13 protein-coding genes are annotated in these 15,530 nt (G+C 53.7%); 4 read left to right on the forward strand and 9 right to left on the reverse strand.

Annotated elements, in window-relative coordinates; genetic code table 11:
* Nucleotides 1–43: 43 nt before the first annotated feature.
* Complete coding sequence (locus K239x_RS07000) at nucleotides 44–1,549, forward strand: arylsulfatase (protein ID WP_145417067.1); 1,506 nt, start codon at nucleotides 44–46, stop codon at nucleotides 1,547–1,549.
* A 35-nt stretch (nucleotides 1,550–1,584) separates the two neighbouring features.
* On the opposite strand, the gene K239x_RS07005 is transcribed toward K239x_RS07000, so the two are convergent.
* Together K239x_RS07005 and K239x_RS07010 are read right to left on the reverse strand one after the other, a co-directional pair.
* Nucleotides 1,585–2,364 carry an FHA domain-containing protein gene (locus K239x_RS07005; RefSeq protein WP_419189763.1) on the reverse strand — a complete coding sequence of 260 codons (780 nt, stop codon included), beginning with the start codon at nucleotides 2,362–2,364 and terminating at the stop codon, nucleotides 1,585–1,587.
* Between the two features lie 57 nt (nucleotides 2,365–2,421).
* Nucleotides 2,422–3,969 (reverse strand): serine/threonine-protein kinase, encoded by a 1,548-nt coding sequence (locus tag K239x_RS07010; RefSeq protein WP_145417069.1) that lies wholly within the window; start codon nucleotides 3,967–3,969, stop codon nucleotides 2,422–2,424.
* A gap of 311 nt (nucleotides 3,970–4,280) precedes the next feature.
* Here K239x_RS07010 and K239x_RS07015 point away from each other — a divergent pair, with 311 nt between their 5' ends.
* Nucleotides 4,281–6,479, forward strand: coding sequence for a sulfatase/phosphatase domain-containing protein (locus tag K239x_RS07015; RefSeq protein WP_145417070.1), 2,199 nt, complete (start codon nucleotides 4,281–4,283; stop codon nucleotides 6,477–6,479).
* A gap of 55 nt (nucleotides 6,480–6,534) precedes the next feature.
* Here the strand turns inward: K239x_RS07015 and K239x_RS07020 are convergent, their stop codons facing one another.
* The 4 genes from K239x_RS07020 to K239x_RS07035 form a co-directional block, all read right to left on the reverse strand.
* On the reverse strand, nucleotides 6,535–7,026 hold the full coding sequence (locus tag K239x_RS07020; RefSeq protein ID WP_145417071.1) for a DinB family protein: 492 nt from the start codon (nucleotides 7,024–7,026) through the stop codon (nucleotides 6,535–6,537).
* A 77-nt stretch (nucleotides 7,027–7,103) separates the two neighbouring features.
* Nucleotides 7,104–8,378, reverse strand: a complete 1,275-nt coding sequence (locus tag K239x_RS07025) for a glycerol-3-phosphate dehydrogenase/oxidase (RefSeq protein ID WP_419189764.1) — start codon at nucleotides 8,376–8,378, stop codon at nucleotides 7,104–7,106.
* A complete protein-coding gene (locus K239x_RS07030) occupies nucleotides 8,371–9,141 on the reverse strand; it encodes a glycerophosphodiester phosphodiesterase family protein (protein WP_145417073.1) in 771 nt (256 codons plus the stop codon). Before K239x_RS07030 ends, K239x_RS07025 begins: the two co-directional genes overlap by 8 nt.
* Before the next feature lie 25 nt (nucleotides 9,142–9,166).
* On the reverse strand, nucleotides 9,167–9,643 hold the full coding sequence (locus K239x_RS07035) for a hypothetical protein (protein WP_145417074.1): 477 nt from the start codon (nucleotides 9,641–9,643) through the stop codon (nucleotides 9,167–9,169).
* Nucleotides 9,644–9,932: 289 nt separating this feature from the next.
* Between K239x_RS07035 and K239x_RS07040 the strand changes: the two genes are divergently transcribed.
* A complete protein-coding gene (locus K239x_RS07040; protein WP_145417075.1) occupies nucleotides 9,933–10,835 on the forward strand; it encodes a serine/threonine-protein kinase in 903 nt (300 codons plus the stop codon).
* Between the two features lie 39 nt (nucleotides 10,836–10,874).
* On the opposite strand, the gene K239x_RS07045 is transcribed toward K239x_RS07040, so the two are convergent.
* From K239x_RS07045 to K239x_RS07055, 3 genes are all read right to left on the reverse strand, one after another.
* Nucleotides 10,875–11,765 carry an ABC transporter substrate-binding protein gene (locus K239x_RS07045; RefSeq protein ID WP_419189765.1) on the reverse strand — a complete coding sequence of 297 codons (891 nt, stop codon included), beginning with the start codon at nucleotides 11,763–11,765 and terminating at the stop codon, nucleotides 10,875–10,877.
* Nucleotides 11,766–11,896: 131 nt separating this feature from the next.
* Nucleotides 11,897–12,694: an ABC transporter permease gene (locus K239x_RS07050; RefSeq protein ID WP_419189766.1), complete on the reverse strand. Its 798-nt coding sequence runs from the start codon at nucleotides 12,692–12,694 to the stop codon at nucleotides 11,897–11,899.
* Entirely contained in the window at nucleotides 12,691–13,575 is an 885-nt protein-coding gene (locus K239x_RS07055; protein WP_145417078.1) for an ABC transporter ATP-binding protein, read from the reverse strand. Before K239x_RS07055 ends, K239x_RS07050 begins: the two co-directional genes overlap by 4 nt.
* A gap of 248 nt (nucleotides 13,576–13,823) precedes the next feature.
* Here K239x_RS07055 and K239x_RS07060 point away from each other — a divergent pair, with 248 nt between their 5' ends.
* Nucleotides 13,824–15,503 (forward strand): FG-GAP repeat domain-containing protein, encoded by a 1,680-nt coding sequence (locus K239x_RS07060; protein WP_419189767.1) that lies wholly within the window; start codon nucleotides 13,824–13,826, stop codon nucleotides 15,501–15,503.
* Nucleotides 15,504–15,530 lie beyond the last annotated feature (27 nt).

Below are 15,530 nucleotides of genomic sequence, written 5' to 3' on the forward strand. Positions count from 1 at the left end.
GATCTGCACCCATGTCAACTTTCGCTTTCGTGAGACTCACCCCATGAAGCTTGCTGAACGCCTTTGTATCGCTGGTTTTCTCTTTGCATTGCTGGCCATGTCTCCGCCGCGGGAGGCGATTGCAGCGGACGGGCTCGCTGGCTCCCGGCCGAACATTATTTTGGTCATGACAGACGATCAAGGGATGGGTGACTTGTCGTGTCTAGGAAACCAAGTGCTGCGGACTCCGAATCTGGATCGATTTCATGCGATGTCGACGCGGTTTACCGAGTTCCACGTCAGTCCGACTTGTGCACCGACACGGTCAGCAATCTTCAGCGGACGCCATGAGTTTCGCAACGGCGTGACGCATACGATCAAAGAACGCGAACGCATGGCATTGTCCACGACCACGTTTGTCGAACTGCTTCACAAGTCAGGGTACGAGACGGGCATTTTTGGCAAATGGCATTTGGGCGACGAAGATGCGTATCAGCCTTACAACCGCGGATTTAGCGAAACCTTTATTCACGGTGCGGGCGGAATCGGGCAAGCGTTTGTGGGAAGCTGTGCCGATTTCCCGCCCAATCGAGCTAAGAAAGGGCGGTACTTTGACAACGCGATTTTGCACAACGACACGATCGTCCAAACCGAAGGCTTTTGCACGGATGTGTTTTTTCAGGCTGCGTTGGGCTGGGTCAAGAAAAATCACGAATCCAAAACTCCGTATTTTGCGTATGTCACGACGAACGCACCACACGGCCCGATGCTTGCGCCAGAGAGTTACAAGAAACGATTCTTGGACGATGGCTGGGATCAGAATACGGCCGGTCGATACGGCATGATCGAGAACATTGATGATAACTTTGGGGCATTGATGCAAAAGCTGGATCAGTGGAACGCCTGGGACAACACCCTGTTGATCTTCATGACTGACAACGGCCAGGCCGGAAGGAGCGGAAAACAGAATGGCAAGCGAGTCGGCTTGCACACGGCCGGGTTCAAGACGGGCAAAAATTCTCCGTATGAAGGCGGCACGCATGTTCCGGCGTTTTGGCGTTGGAAAGGCAAGCTTGGCGCGGGCGTCGATATCAATGCGTTGACGGCTCACATCGACCTTTACAAAACGTTTTGCGACCTTGCCGGCGTTGTGGTGCCCGATAGCGCCCAGGCGATCGACGGACGATCGATGCTTCCGCTTTTGGAAAACCCTGCGGCTCCTTGGGATGATAGACACTTGTTTGTTCACTTAGGTCGATGGGAAAAAGGCGTTGCCCCCAATGAATCGAAGCTCCGTGATTATGCGGTGCGAACGCAGCGTTGGCGATTCGTCAACAACAAGGAACTCTATGACATCGTCGCAGATCCGTATGAATCCAACGACGTAGCAGAGGATCACCCCGATGTGATCGCTGATCTGCGTCAAGCGTACAGCCGTTGGTGGTCGGACACGCTGCCGTTGATGGTCAACGAAGATGCCGTATTTGCCCCCGAACAACCTCAAGCAGTGCGTTACAACAAACAGCTTGCCGAAAAAGGGATTCCAGTTTGGCAGCCCCCCACACTGTAGTGTTCGCTTGGCTTTGCTGGGGCAGTTTCTGATGCCTACGGAGCGTCGTACTCTTCGCTGACAATGCGTGGCGGCGTGGGCGAAGAAAATTTGTAGAACTGATAGCCAAACAGTGATATCGCGGCGAGGATCAGCACCAACGAGCCGACCATTTTGATCGATTCTTGGTCAGAAAGATCGACTCTCGTTAAAAGTGGTGCGCGAACCTTGCTCGACTTCAGCGGTTTGCCTTTGGGGATTTTCAGCGGCTTCTGAGGCTTTGGTTTTTTGATCGCTGCTTTCTTTCCGTCGTCCATTTCTTCGGTAAGTGAGCGAATGGTTGACCGAGCCACGTCGCCTGAATCGTCACTTAGTTCATTTAACAAAGCACCTAACTTTTGGATCGGTTTGGCGACCGACTCCAGCTTGCTGTCGGCTTCCTCAAGAATTGAGAACACATCGGAATCGAAATCCGAATCGGCAGATTCCTCTGCCTGGGCTAAATCATCTATCTCAGCAGACGCAAATTCTTGGATGCTTTCGACGCAGATCAAAAACTCAAGTTTTCCACATCGAAGCCGGTCGTCGTCGTTAAGAAAATGCCATTGGTGCGGTGCAATTTTCTCTCCATTTACAAACGTTCCTGTACGGCTATCTAAATCGAAAACGCGCAGCAGTCCCTGTCGATGCTCCAGTAGACAATGCCGGTCAGCAATCGAAGTGCTTTTGGGCCGAATCTGACATTCTTTGTCCCGCCCAAGCAAGTAGTAGCCGACGAAGATGGGGGCTTCGACGCGGTCTTCCGAGTTGTTGAGGATCAGTTTGATGGTCGACAATGGCGCGGCAGGTTTTCTGAGCAAAATTGACTTTCGGATACGAGACGGTCGGGGCACTTATTCGTGAACAATGATCATGTGGCGCCCCTTGCCATCACTCACATCTTGGAACTTGGGCATGTGTGGATCCGACGGGCCAATCGCTGAATAGCCGACCATCGATAGCACGACAACGAGAACCAGCACGGCAAATGCGAATCCGAGCATCGAGACTGTCTTATGACTGGATGTCGGCGTTGCCTGGGGCTCCCTCTGCGCTTGTCGTTTCGGATCGGAAAAGACGCTGGACGACGTATTGGACAGATCGCTCGCCGATGCACTTTTGGCCTGGGCTGGATTGGAAGCGTTAGACGAAACGTGTTCGTCAAATGAAGGCAACTCTCCCAGGTTCAGTTCGTCCCACGGCGGATCGTCGGCACCCAAGGATCCTGCCGTCGAATCGCCTGACAGAAGCGATGAATCGCCAATTGTATTTTGGAACAGTTGCGTTTCGCACGCGGTATCGCCAGCGGGAGCGATGCTCTGAAGTGGCTGGTTATCTTCACAAGGTAGCTGGTTGCCAGAATTGATCTGTTTGATCCATGCCAAAAGAGCGCCAGCTGATTTGGGCCGATCGTCGGGACGCTTGGCCATCATCCGCATCAGCAATTCGGCAACCGCAGGGGGACAGGCTGGACACTGTATGCGCACATCAGGTGCCGGCGTGGTCTGATGTTTGGCCAGCTTTTGATCGGATGTCACGCCGGAAAAAGGGACTTCGCCGGTCAGCAAAAAATACAGGGTGCAGCCAAGCGAGTAGATGTCAGCCCGGGCATCCACGCCGGCGCTGTTGATGGCTTGCTCGGGGGCCATGAAGTCGATCGATCCCATTAAGCGGGTTCTCTCGCTGGCCGCGACGTCGTCCCATCCAACACGAGCCAACCCCATATCGCTTAGTTTGACAATTCCATCGGTTCGCAGCAAAAGATTGGATGGCTTGATATCGCGGTGAACAATGCCGCGATCGTGAGCGTGCGCCAGCCCAAGTGTGGCTTGGTTTAGAACGTCGATCGCGGCGGACACAGATAGATTGCCATCGCGCAGAACCGCTTGGTGCAGATCGATGCCATCGACATACTCCATCGCGATAAATAGTTTGCCTCCTGAATCGGCAAAGTCATAGGCGCGAACGATGTTGGGGTGATCCAGTTGGGCAGCCGCGCGAGCTTCTTGTTTAAATCGTTCGATCCGCCGCGCGTCTTGTGTCGCTTCTGGAGGCAGGATTTTGAGCGCCATCAGCCGACACATCACATCGTGTTCCCCCAAGTAGACGACGCCCATGCCTCCTCTGCCTAGCGGTCGCAGCAAGCGGTAGCTGCCAAGATAGAAGCCGCGTTTTTTGCCCGCCAGTAATTTGTTGGCTTGCCACTGAGTCAGCAGACCTCCTCCGATCAGTCCGTCGGACAAACGTTTGGGAGAGATGTCCGGGCTCTCAATTAGCAACGAAGCGACGATCTTTTTCAGATCATCTAGCTGAACCAAGCCCGACTGCAGGGCGCAGCGAACATAGTTCCGAGTCTCCTCGTTTAACTCAGGCGAGGTTTGCGGCTTTAAAACGTTTGACATCGAACCATCCCAAGGCCTTCTGGCTGGGCAAAATGCCCGTCCCGACGAGCGACACACTACAGCGCTTAAACCGCTGCTGGATGAAGGCGACGTTAATTTTCCGTTAGCAAATCCTCAGGAATTAGCACGGTGATGACGTCCGCACTCACGCACCGACAGAGGTGTTCATTGCTGCCCAAACCGGGCATCGCCTGCCTTTAAACGTGGCTTTCTGTGCCAGATTTCTGGGACCGCTGGATCGGCGCGGTCCGCACAATTATCCTTATCGGCAACCACCTGCTTCAGTCCCTCCCCTTCCAGGCTCGCCCCTCATGCCTCCAATCCGTTCAAATTGGCTGCTCAAGATCGTTTTGATGCTGACTGGTTGCCTTTCGGTTCCCTCGCTTTGTCAGGCAAAACAGCCCAACATTCTGTTTATCTTTTCAGATGACCACGCTCCGCAGGCCATTGGCGCTTACGGATCGAAGATCAATCAGACGCCCAACTTGGACCGGATTGCAAAGGAAGGGGCGATCTTTCGCAACTCTTTTTGCGCCAATTCGATATGCGGCCCCTCGCGCGCGTGCATTCTGACTGGCAAGCACAGTCACCTGAACGGATTCTTGCGAAACGGAAACAAGTTTGACGGGAATCAATTGACATTCCCGCAGCTGATGAAAGACGTCGGCTATCAGACAGCGATCATCGGCAAGTGGCATTTGTCGTCCGACCCCGTGGGATTTGATCATTGGGAAGTGCTGCCAGGGCAAGGCAGTTACTACAACCCCGATCTGATTCAGATGGATGGAAAACGCAAACGGTACGACGGCTATTGCACCGATATCATTACGGACAATGCGTTGGCTTGGCTGAAAGAAGAGCGTGATCCCGACAAGCCGTTCATCCTGATGTGCCAACACAAAGCGCCGCATCGAAATTGGTCACCGCCGAAGCGTCACTTTTCGCTTTACAAAGACACGGATGTGGCCGAACCGGACACTTTGTTTGACGACTATGCCAACCGCAGTTCGCTATTGCAGCAAAACGAGATGTCGTTGGAGAAGCACTTTCACTGGGGCCACGATATGAAGTTCCACGGGGACACTCCGTTCCCGAAATTCTTTGCTTCCCGCCATCAAAACGGCGAGTACAACCGCATGACTGATCAGCAAAAAGCAGATTGGGACGCGGCATACCAGCCTGAAAATGACGAGTTCATTCGCCGTATGAAGTCGGGCGAACTCAACGACAAGCAAGTTTTGCAGTGGAAGTACCAGCGCTACATCAAAGATTATTTGCGTTGTATCCAAGCCGTTGATGATGGTGTGGGTCGCATGCTGGATTACCTGGACGAAGCCAAGTTGACCGACAATACGATCGTGACCTACAGCAGTGATCAGGGATTTTATCTGGGCGAACACGGCTGGTACGACAAGCGATGGATGTTTGAAGAATCGTTGTTGATGCCGTTCTTGATTCGTTGGCCTGGTGTGATCAACCCGGGCGTCGATTCGGACGCGTTGATCCAAAACATCGATTATGGGCCAACCTTTCTGGAAGCCGCCGGAGCCGATGTGCCTGCGGAGATGCAGGGGCGTAGTATGGTGCCGATGCTGAAGGACCAGGGCAAACCGTCAGCATCGTGGCGTGACGCAATCTACTACGCGTACTATGAAAATGCTGCCGTCCACAATGTGCCTGTTCATGATGGCGTCCGAACCGATCGCTACAAGCTGATGTTCTTTCCGCGATCTCGCGAGTGGAATCTGTTTGATTTGGAAACCGATCCGCAAGAAATGAAGACAGTGCACGCCGATCCGCAGTACGCCGATATTTTGGCGGGAATGCAAAAACGCTACCGAGATCTTCGCACTTTCTACGATGTAAACACCGCCACGATTCCGGCCACGCGGGGTGATGAACCTCGCTGGCGAGAGCGTGACGCATCAATGACCAAACTGGCCCGAACCGGCGAGTTTGATTTGGCTTTTATCGGCGACTCGATTACACAAGGCTGGGAAGGTCGCGGGAAAGCTACTTGGGACAAATTCTACGGTAGCCGAAAGGCGATTAATCTTGGGATCGGTGGCGATCGGACAGAGCACGTGATCTGGCGTTTAACGCATGGCAACCTCGGCAAGATCAAACCCAAGGTTGCGGTGCTAATGATCGGTACCAACAACACCGGTCATTTTCAGCAAGAGCCGAGCGAAGTCGCGGCGGGGGTGAAAAAGATTTTAGATATCTTGGCCGAACGATTGCCGGAGACCAAAGTCGTCTTGCACGGAATCTTTCCACGCGGTGCTGGGCCGTTGGACTTGAAACGCCTGAACAATATCGCGATCAACCAACAGATTCGACGCTTGGCCGATGGTGAGCGAGTTCAGTACTTGGAAGTCGGCGATCAGTTCTTGGAAGCCGACGGCACAATCAGCAAAACGATTATGCCTGATTTACTTCACCTCAGCCCTCAAGGCTATGAGCGTTGGGCGAAAGCTCTAGAGCCGAAGCTGAAACAGCTGGGGCTGTAAGTCAAGTATGCGAATGTCGTTCCCACGCATTGCGTGGGAACGAATCGCAATTCGATTAGAACATCACCGGCTTGCCCGTCTTTCGACGCAGTGGCACAGCTTGACCGGCGTGCATCATCGGGTGCGTGCCAATTAGCACGAACATATGGCCCACGGTGGGACAGAAGTCACGCATGTGTTCAGGTGATTCCGCGTCCAGATCTTCAGCGGACAGCCCATCAAGTGCGGCAACGGTCGAAGCGCGAACCGAATCCCAAAGCTGCATGTATTCATCACGACTTTTAAACTGCGAAGCGTCGTCCGAAGCGGCTGCTTCCTTGGCGTGCGCTTCTTCAAAGCCGTCAGGTAAAGTCGCGGCTTTGCCGGGGCAGATGCTCTCTAGCAGTCCAACTTCCGAAGCGATCAAGTGACCGGTTTGCCAGGCGAAGTGATTGCAGCCGTCACTGGGACGCTGAAGCATCTCTGCATCGTCCAGGTCAGATAGATAGCCTCTGTAGACCATCGAGCTTAAATCCATCGCAGCTTTAATCGCGTTTTTTGAATCCATGTTTTCGCCTGTTTCGAGGAGAGTATTTTGAAGACGCTCAATCGTAGTTGAGTGAAAGACCGTTTGGAATTGGACACCTAATTTGATGCTGGATCTCGAAGCGGTAGTTTTCGTGTGCTGGCGATAGGCGTTTGGTTGGGCAGAGTGCGTTTGAGGATCTTCATTACTTTTTCACCCGTCGCTCGATAGCCAGTTAGTTTTCCACCAAATATTGAAAGTGTGCGTGGATTCGACGAGTTATTGGTCGGCAACTGGGTTTCGCGTGATCGTTTGAATGCTGCCCCCGTAGCAGCTGGCAAGACTCTTAAACCGGCCCAGTGATTAATCACGGTCGAGTCGCGGTTGGGGAAATGAGTCTCATAGACTTCTTTCAAGTACGCAATTTCGCGGTCCAACGCGGCGACTTTGTCAGGATCTTCATCGTACTTTGCTTCGGTCGTGCCAATCATCGTTCGCCCCTTCCATGGCATCACGAACACCACCCGCTTGTCTTTGGCTTCGACGTAATAGCATCCTTTGTCGATGTCGCCGGGACACTCGATGTGCGCGCCTTGGATATTGTCGACGGCAAAGGGCTCTTGTTTGGGCGTGATCCGAGAAAGAACATCGTTAGCCCAAGGGCCAGCGGCATTGACGATGACGCTTGCTCGGGTGGATACGGTTTTTTCGGCTGCGTCTTCGCCCAAGGCAATTTCGACGGAAACGCCATCGGCATCGATCGTCGCTTGTTGAAAATGCGCAGGGTAGAAAAGGTCCGCTCCCAAGTCCTGCGCCGATTGCATTACTGCGCGAGTCAAAGCAGCGTCATCGGTTTGGCCATCCCAGTATTGCAGGACTTTTCTCAGGCCTTTTTGATCAATCCCATCGAGCGAGTCCCATTCGCTTTTGGGTACGGTTCGGAATCGAGTGTTTTTCTGACCGCCGGCAAGGATGGAATAGATCAGCAAACCTAGTTTCATGACCCATGGTTTGCGACTGGTGCGATCGTAAACGGGGATGAAAAACGCTTGGCGGCGGACCAGGTTTGGAGCAAGTTGAAAGAGCAGTTCCCGCTCACGAAGACTCTCCCAGACCAACGATATTTCAAAGCTTTCCAGATATCGCAGTCCGCCGTGGATCAGCTTGCTACTGCGACTGGACGTGCCTTCGGCAAGACGTGATTTTTCTAGCACGGCCACGCTGTAACCATCAGCAGCAGCGGCTTGTGCCACGCCGACTCCGTGAATGCCGCCACCAATAACGAGCACGTCATAGTGAGGTTTAACCGTGGCGGAGGACTGGTTGGCCGAATTGACGTTTCCTGCGGAACCGTATTTCGATTTGGTCGTTTGGTCGGGGGCAGAGTCAGGCATTCGCATTCAGTTGGGCGTGGCCGAGTAAATCGACGATGCGGTTGGTTTCTAACATGTCGAAACCGCTGTGATAAAAGTCTAGCACGTCATCAATGGTTTCTGTGTTATAGAGCACCCATTGCCAGTTGCCCTCCCAGACAGTACGCGAGGTTGGAACGCGGGTGGTTTTGCAAAACAGATAGCTTGGTCGCAAATTTTGGGCGATTTGATGGTGGCTGTCGTCGTACTGACGCAGGACCAATCCGATCGGCATGCTGCTGCGGATCGATTTGACGGCAGCAAGGACTTCTTCATTGAACGAAATCACGACGCACTGATCACGAATTGGTTCCATCGCGGCAAGCACCTGATTGGCAACAAGCTCCGCACCAAAAAATTCGACGCTTTGACGTTTGATCTCGACAAAGGTGGTGACGTGTGGATGCTGCAACATCCACTGGGAAAAGTCAGCGAGTGATACAAGACGATTGTGCTGAAACGTTTCGCCGAACCGTTCGGGATAACCTGCGGGATGGCTGAGCACTTTAGCGGCAGAGAGTTGTGTGATATCGCCGGCGCGCCCCGTCATCCGCAAGAGGTCTTGGTCGTGATGCAGGATGGGAACCTGATCTTGGGAGAGCTGGACATCGAGTTCGACGAACTTTGCCCCCGCGGCTACGGCGGACTCATATGCGATAAGCGTGTTTTCGGGATACTGGTGTGAAGCTCCGCGGTGCGCAACCAGGGTGGGGGCTGCGGTGCTCGGATGAGACGGTTTTGCCATCGCATGTATTTACAAAAGCGAGTTGTCAAAAGTTACTGTTAAACGCGATCATCGTCATCACGAACGAAAACAGTATGAACGCAATACTGATCGCCGCGACGAGAGCGATCGAACGCCAAAACCGTAGTTGTGCGGCGGCAAATTGAGTTTGGTCTTCTAACGTGCCAGTTCGGGCGTAGCGAGTTGTCGCAAAGCAAGCTTTCCAAAGTAGAAACGTTGGCAGACAAAGTGTCAGAAAGTAGATCGCAATCGTGACCATCATTGCCAGTATTTCCATGACACCGATTCCACCTCCGATGCCCAGCATGGCAACAAAGTAGAATCCCATCAACACCGTGAAAAGCGTCATCGCGGATGCTGTGATCTTTTGCCAAGTCGCCAGCTTTTCGATCGTGAGCATAACAAAACTAAGGTCACCGAACTGATCCTTTGGGTCGGCATTGGTTAGCGTTGTCTGATAGGGATTGAAGTCGCTTGGTTGAGCTGGGGAATGGTTAGGCATTGTGATCAGCTGCAGCTTTTCAGTTCGAGGGCTTTCAGTTGGTTGTTTGATCAAACAACCCAATCGTCAAAGTCAACTTAGTTGTTGGGACCAATGGTCCACGCGGGCGTTTGAGACGTGATTGCGAGTTTTATGGAATTTCGCTGCAGATCGATTGAGAGCACGAATTGGCGGTCGTTTCAATTCCGAAGACTTTAACGCTTAACATAGCTAGGTTCGATCGGCATTGCCCAAGCGTCGATGCAGAATCTGTGCTGCACGACTCGATCGACGGACGCCAAACTCTGCGATGGCTCGTTCGGTAGGCAGCGGTTTCTTTTCTCGCCATGACGAATTTGCCGTGAATCCAAATCAGACCCCCACTCAGGTATCCGCATCGACACGCCCCGCACTGCTGGGGATTTGGCGATTGGGACGTGAGATTCATTCTGGCAGAACTTCCGAGCTAACGCTCGCGCAGCCCGCTGATGCGGAAGGCAGTCCGCGATGGGACTACGTGCTCAAGCGTGCCGTCGACACGACGAACAACGCGGAGAACGTTCGTCAGATTGTTCAGTTCGCTGCCGCGTCAGAGAAAGTCTCCAACCCAAATTTAGTTCCGGTTCTCGATGCTTCGGCAACTGGGACATCGCCCTATTTGGTAACGCCGCTTATCGAAGGCGTGACGTTGCAAGAGAGTCTGGCCGGAGTGGCCAAGCCGCTGCCCGTCGCGCTGTGGATTACTCGCCAAATCGCACAAGCACTAACCGCCCTGCATGCGACGGGATGGATTCATGGCGATGTAAAACCCGAAAATACGATCGTCGGCCCGCGTGGCCATGTCACCGTCATCGATCTGGGGTTTGCCTCCCAGATTCATCGAGTTGATAGCAGTCAATTTCGAGGAACACCCGAGTACGCCGCGCCTGAGGTGATGAAGGGAAACATGGCGGCGATGCCGGCGGCAGATGTGTTTTCGCTTGGACGGATTTTGTGGAAGTGTCTGACGCACATCGAACTCGCCAATGACGTCGTACTCGCTCCGGTCGCCCAACTGGTCGAAGAAATGGTCAGCGAAGATCCGTCGTCGCGGCCGTCGGCAGCCGATGTTACAGAGCGACTATTGCGGTTGGAGATCGATACGCTGGGGCACCACATCGGTCCTTCGCCAAGCATTCATCGTGGCACTGGCAATGTCCGTCGCGCGGCTTAGTTTGTGTCCATCGCGCGGCGTGGCTCGTCAGCCTATCTGCTACAGAAAATCGATGTTGTAGCAGTCTGATGCTATCACTTTGTCCGCATCAACTAGCTTCAATTCGATCAGTTGCTCAACCAGTGTGGACCAGCGTTCGGGCGACATTTGCCCGACGGATTTGAGCGGCAGATCATCGGGGCGAGCAAGTTTGCGTAGTTCTTTCATGCCACGATTCAGTGTCGCGCCAGTCATCTGCTGATTGTCAGCCAAGATCAAGGCATTGCCTTTTGCTGGATCGGTTAAGTAGTTCTGCCAGCCGGTTCGCGTTGCGGTGACGAACTGTTGAACAAGCGTTGGGTTCTCGCGAATCAGTTTGCCAGTGGTCACCAAAACGCTGGAATACGGATTGAAACCGAGTTCACTGGCCATCATGGTCCGAACTTCGACGCCTTGCTCGGCTGCTAGCAGAGGTTCCGAAAACGAGTAGCCTTGGATCACGACGTTAGCGTCGGCTACCAGCGGGGCAACGCTGCCTTGGTAAGGCACTTCGTTGACTTGGTCGAGCAACCCTTGCGAACGCATAAATTCGACGTACGGCCTGGGGCCGTGTTGGAACGTCGTGCCGCGTAAATCTTTGAACGTTTGGACGTCGCTGTCAGCACGAACCATGATGCAGCGAGGATGATTTTGCATGGCAGCCAGCACAGCGACGATGTCGACGCCTTCGTTGCGCAGTAGCACGACATCGTCGGCATTTGCCATCGCAAACTGGCAGCGTCCGAGTTCCAATTCTGGGCCAATTGGTGCGTTAATGCCACCCGGAGTAATCGCGACGGTCAAACCAGCTTGCGTATAAAGTTCGTCAGCTTGTGCTTGGTAAAGTCCGCCATGCTCCGATTCGGCTTTCCAATTCAATTGCACCGTCACGATCGATCGAGTGGTCGACATCGGCGGCGCGGTGGACCGGCTGCATCCTGATGCCAAAGTGATTGCTAGAGCAACGGCAAAGTGGAACGAAAGGAATTTCATGATTCGGTTGCACCGTGTTAACGCGCTGCGTTGTAGTTTGAACGTGCCGACTATGTTTTCTCGATGGCGCCGCTGACCCACATCCATCTCCGTAGTAGGGTCGCGCCGATCAACCGCACGCCGCCGAACAGGATCAGTCCTACCAACATGGACGCAAAAAGAGCGGCAATCAAGGCGTCCGTTTTGTAGTACGCCTGCCAGTCTTGCATCAGAGCGCCCAGTCCCGACGCGTTCTGTCCATTGCCGATAAAAAACTCCGCCACGATTGCACCAATCACGGCGAGTCCGCTGCTGGTTTTGGCGCCGACCATCAGGTGAGGAACAGCGGTCGGGATCTGCAGTCGGAGAAGTTTCTTGCTGCGGCCCGCTCCGTAAAGCCGAAACAGATCGGACAGTTCGCGGTCGACTGCAAGTAACCCGGCCGTCACGTTGTTGATGATCGGAAACAAACAAATGATGACCGTGATCATAACTACCGTGCGAAATCGATAGCCGCTCCAGATGATCAGCAACGGAGCGATGGCGACGATCGGGACGGTTTGCAAAAAGACGACGTAGGGAAAGAATGCCATGCGGATCTTTCGCGAGAGGCTAAACACGACGGCGATCAGAAACCCGATCGCGACAGCAAAAGTCAATCCGATCGCTGCAGCCAAGCCTGTCGCAATCGTGCCCTGCCAAAGTTCTGAACGATGCTCGATTGCCGCGGTGGCAACTTGGACAGGATTGGGCAGTAAGATCTTTGACAGACCGAAAAACTTAATGACGCAACACCAGATCACGATCCCCACAGCTGCGACGCTGATGACCCAGAGGACGTTGGTTGCAAGTTGCTTGGGGCGGTTCACTGGAATGTCTCCCCGGTGTTATTTAATTCATCGTTGTCCTGTGGCCCATTGTTCCGGGCATTTGAGTCTAAATCACTGGATTCCCAATCTGCCGTTGCGCGAAGTTGGTCGCTAACTTGGCCATAGAATCTGCCGAACTCAGGGGACGTGCGGATGGATCGGACACGTGGTTCCGGGAGCGAGTTGGTGATGATTTGTTGGACTTTGCCATCGTGCATCAGCACGATCTGGTGCGAAAGCAGTATCGATTCGGCAATGTTATGAGTGACCAGGACGGCGGTGAACTGATACTGATTCCATAGCGACCGCAACAGTTGACCGAGCTGTTCGCGGAGCAGGTCATCAAGTGCCGCAAAAGGTTCGTCCAGCAGCAGCACGCTGGGCCGTGTGATCAGAGCTCTTGCAATGGACACTCGCATTTTCATGCCGCCTGAGAGTTGGTTGGGCATGCGGTCGGCGGCGTCGGCAAGTCGTACTGAGTGCAATATTTCGGTTGCCCTCTTTCGTCGTTCGTCGCGTGAGTAGGCACCAAGCAATTCCAGTGGGAGCATGACGTTTTCGACCGTCGTCAACCAAGGCAATAAAGACGGTTGCTGGAACACAAAACCAATTTCCCCACGCTCGCTGATGGCAGGTGGCGACAACTCAATACGGCCCTTGGTACACGCTTGCAGTCCGGCGATCGATCTTAGAAGGGTCGTTTTGCCACAGCCGCTTGCGCCGATGAGCGAGTGAATCTTTCCGGCCTCCAGCTGCAACGACACATCGTCAACTGCTGTGGTTCCACTGGCAAACGTGACCGAAACCGCTTGGCAGCTGATCTCTGAAGGGCTCGATGGCGGTTGACGGACCGAGGCGGCAATGTCAGTGGCGTCTGGCATTCAGGGAATCGTCCGCGGAGAGATGTTTGATTGGGCATCTTCCATGCAGGCACGGTCTGCGACGAAAGAAAACGCTACGCAATTCTGTTGTATTGTCACATAGATGCCGTCCGCGGGAAGCCGGGAGGCGGTTCAGCAGTAGGCCGGCGTTTTGTTTGACCTCCTTGCTGCGGCAAAGCTGGTCAACACGTTACTATGTCAGTGTTCGTTAGAAGACTAATTATTCTGGGTCGCTGAAAAACGGGTCTATGAAAACACTGTGTTTCTTTGCCGCTTTGCCGCTGGTTGTCGTTATGGGGTGCTCTGGCAAGAGTTCTGTAGATCGATCGTCGTCTCCTGAGAAGCCAGCTGCTGCTAGTTCATCTGCCTCTGCTGATTCGGCTGACGACACAAGCGACACTGCATCCCATGCAAATGAGTCAGCAGTTGCCCTAGCGGAGAGCGGCAATGATCTAGCGATCACGCCCGCGGTCGCTGCGCTGATGAGCGACGCGGAGGTGGAGCAGTTCGTGGCGTTGATGCGTCCCAAAGTAAACGCATTTTGTGGTGATTGTCATGTTCCACCACGCCCGACCAGTTCTTCTCAGGCCGAGTGGCGTGATGAAGTCGAGCAAGGTTTTATGCTCTACCGCACATCAGGCCGCAAGGACTTGGAAGTGCCTGATCAGGATGATGTGTTGAAGTACTTTCAGCTGCAGGCCCCAAAGCGACTTGAGTTGCCCGTGTCGATCGACGACTATCCGCCCTCGCCCATTGCGATGCGTGTGAGCGAAGTGTTTTTTAAGGATTCGCGTCCATCGGGAATCACCAATCTGAAGTGGATGGAGATTGGCATGAAGGACTCGCCTGCGATTGTGTACTGCGACATCGGGACGGGGGCGGTGAAAGCACATTGGCCTCAAGAAGAGGGCGCGCCGACGCTGCGATTGGCGACGTTGTTTCAACCGGTTCACGTCGAAGCGTGTGATCTGGACGCCGATGGGAATTTGGATTTGATCGTCGCTGACATCGGCGAATTCAATGCGGACGATAGCGATCTTGGGCAAGTCATTTGGCTTCGGCGTGTTGATGGGGAAGAGAGGTTTGAAAAAATCGTTTTGCAAGATGGACTTAGCCGCGTCAGCGATGTTCGGCCGGGTGATTTCGACGGCGACGGTGATATCGATTTGCTGGTGGCCGCCTTTGGATGGCGAAAAACAGGCCGCACCTTCTTGTTGCAAAATGAAGGGGTCGACCAGAAAAAAGACAAACCGTTTAGCCTTCGCGAAGTGGATGATCGCCACGGGCCGGTGCATGTTCCGCCGGTCGATTTGAACAACGATGGACATTTGGATTTCGTCGCTTTGATCAGCCAGGACCAGGAGGTGGTCGCTGCGTTTATCAATGATGGAACCGGCAAATTTGAAGACCACGTCCTGTATCAGGCACCCGATCCGGCTTATGGTTCCAGTGGAATTGAACTGGTCGACATGGACGGCGACGGCGACTTGGACGTGTTGTATACCAACGGCGATTCCTTTGATCGTGGTCCCAAGCCGTACCATTCGGTTCAGTGGTTGGAAAACCAAGGTTCGTTTCCGTACCAGCATCATTCGCTGGCGCTGATGCCGGGCGTGCTGAATGCTACCGCAGGCGATTTCGATGGCGACGGAGACCAGGATGTCGTTGCGGTATCGTTGCTGGCCAAACCAGTGAGGGATTCGCTGAAGGGCCGAGATACGTCGTCGGTGGTTTTGCTTCGGCAGCAGCCAAAATTTAAATTCAGCCCCTTTCAGATCGAAGCAAAAACGCACCAGCACCTTTCGGTTGAGTCGGGGGATTTTGACGACGATGGCGATTTGGATATTGCTGTGGGCAATTTTCTCCGTGAAGGATCGCCGCAGCTTTCTGACCTGAAAATCTGGTGGAACACGGCAGAAAAACAGTAGCTGAACGATTTTCTGGCGTGCTCCGAG

This window comes from Stieleria marina (genome assembly GCA_007741555.1).
Taxonomy (GTDB): domain Bacteria; phylum Planctomycetota; class Planctomycetia; order Pirellulales; family Pirellulaceae; genus K23-9.

Coding starts and splice junctions, on each gene's coding strand:
- K239x_RS07000 (WP_145417067.1), top strand. CDS start 44: ATGAAGCTTGCTGAACGCCTTTGTATCGCTGGTTTTCTCTTTGCATTG.
- K239x_RS07010 (WP_145417069.1), bottom strand. CDS start 3,969: ATGTCAAACGTTTTAAAGCCGCAAACCTCGCCTGAGTTAAACGAGGAG.
- K239x_RS07015 (WP_145417070.1), top strand. CDS start 4,281: ATGCCTCCAATCCGTTCAAATTGGCTGCTCAAGATCGTTTTGATGCTG.
- K239x_RS07020 (WP_145417071.1), bottom strand. CDS start 7,026: ATGGATTCAAAAAACGCGATTAAAGCTGCGATGGATTTAAGCTCGATG.
- K239x_RS07025 (WP_419189764.1), bottom strand. CDS start 8,378: ATGCCTGACTCTGCCCCCGACCAAACGACCAAATCGAAATACGGTTCC.
- K239x_RS07030 (WP_145417073.1), bottom strand. CDS start 9,141: ATGGCAAAACCGTCTCATCCGAGCACCGCAGCCCCCACCCTGGTTGCG.
- K239x_RS07035 (WP_145417074.1), bottom strand. CDS start 9,643: ATGCCTAACCATTCCCCAGCTCAACCAAGCGACTTCAATCCCTATCAG.
- K239x_RS07040 (WP_145417075.1), top strand. CDS start 9,933: ATGGCTCGTTCGGTAGGCAGCGGTTTCTTTTCTCGCCATGACGAATTT.
- K239x_RS07045 (WP_419189765.1), bottom strand. CDS start 11,765: ATGTCGACCACTCGATCGATCGTGACGGTGCAATTGAATTGGAAAGCC.
- K239x_RS07055 (WP_145417078.1), bottom strand. CDS start 13,575: ATGCCAGACGCCACTGACATTGCCGCCTCGGTCCGTCAACCGCCATCG.
- K239x_RS07060 (WP_419189767.1), top strand. CDS start 13,824: ATGAAAACACTGTGTTTCTTTGCCGCTTTGCCGCTGGTTGTCGTTATG.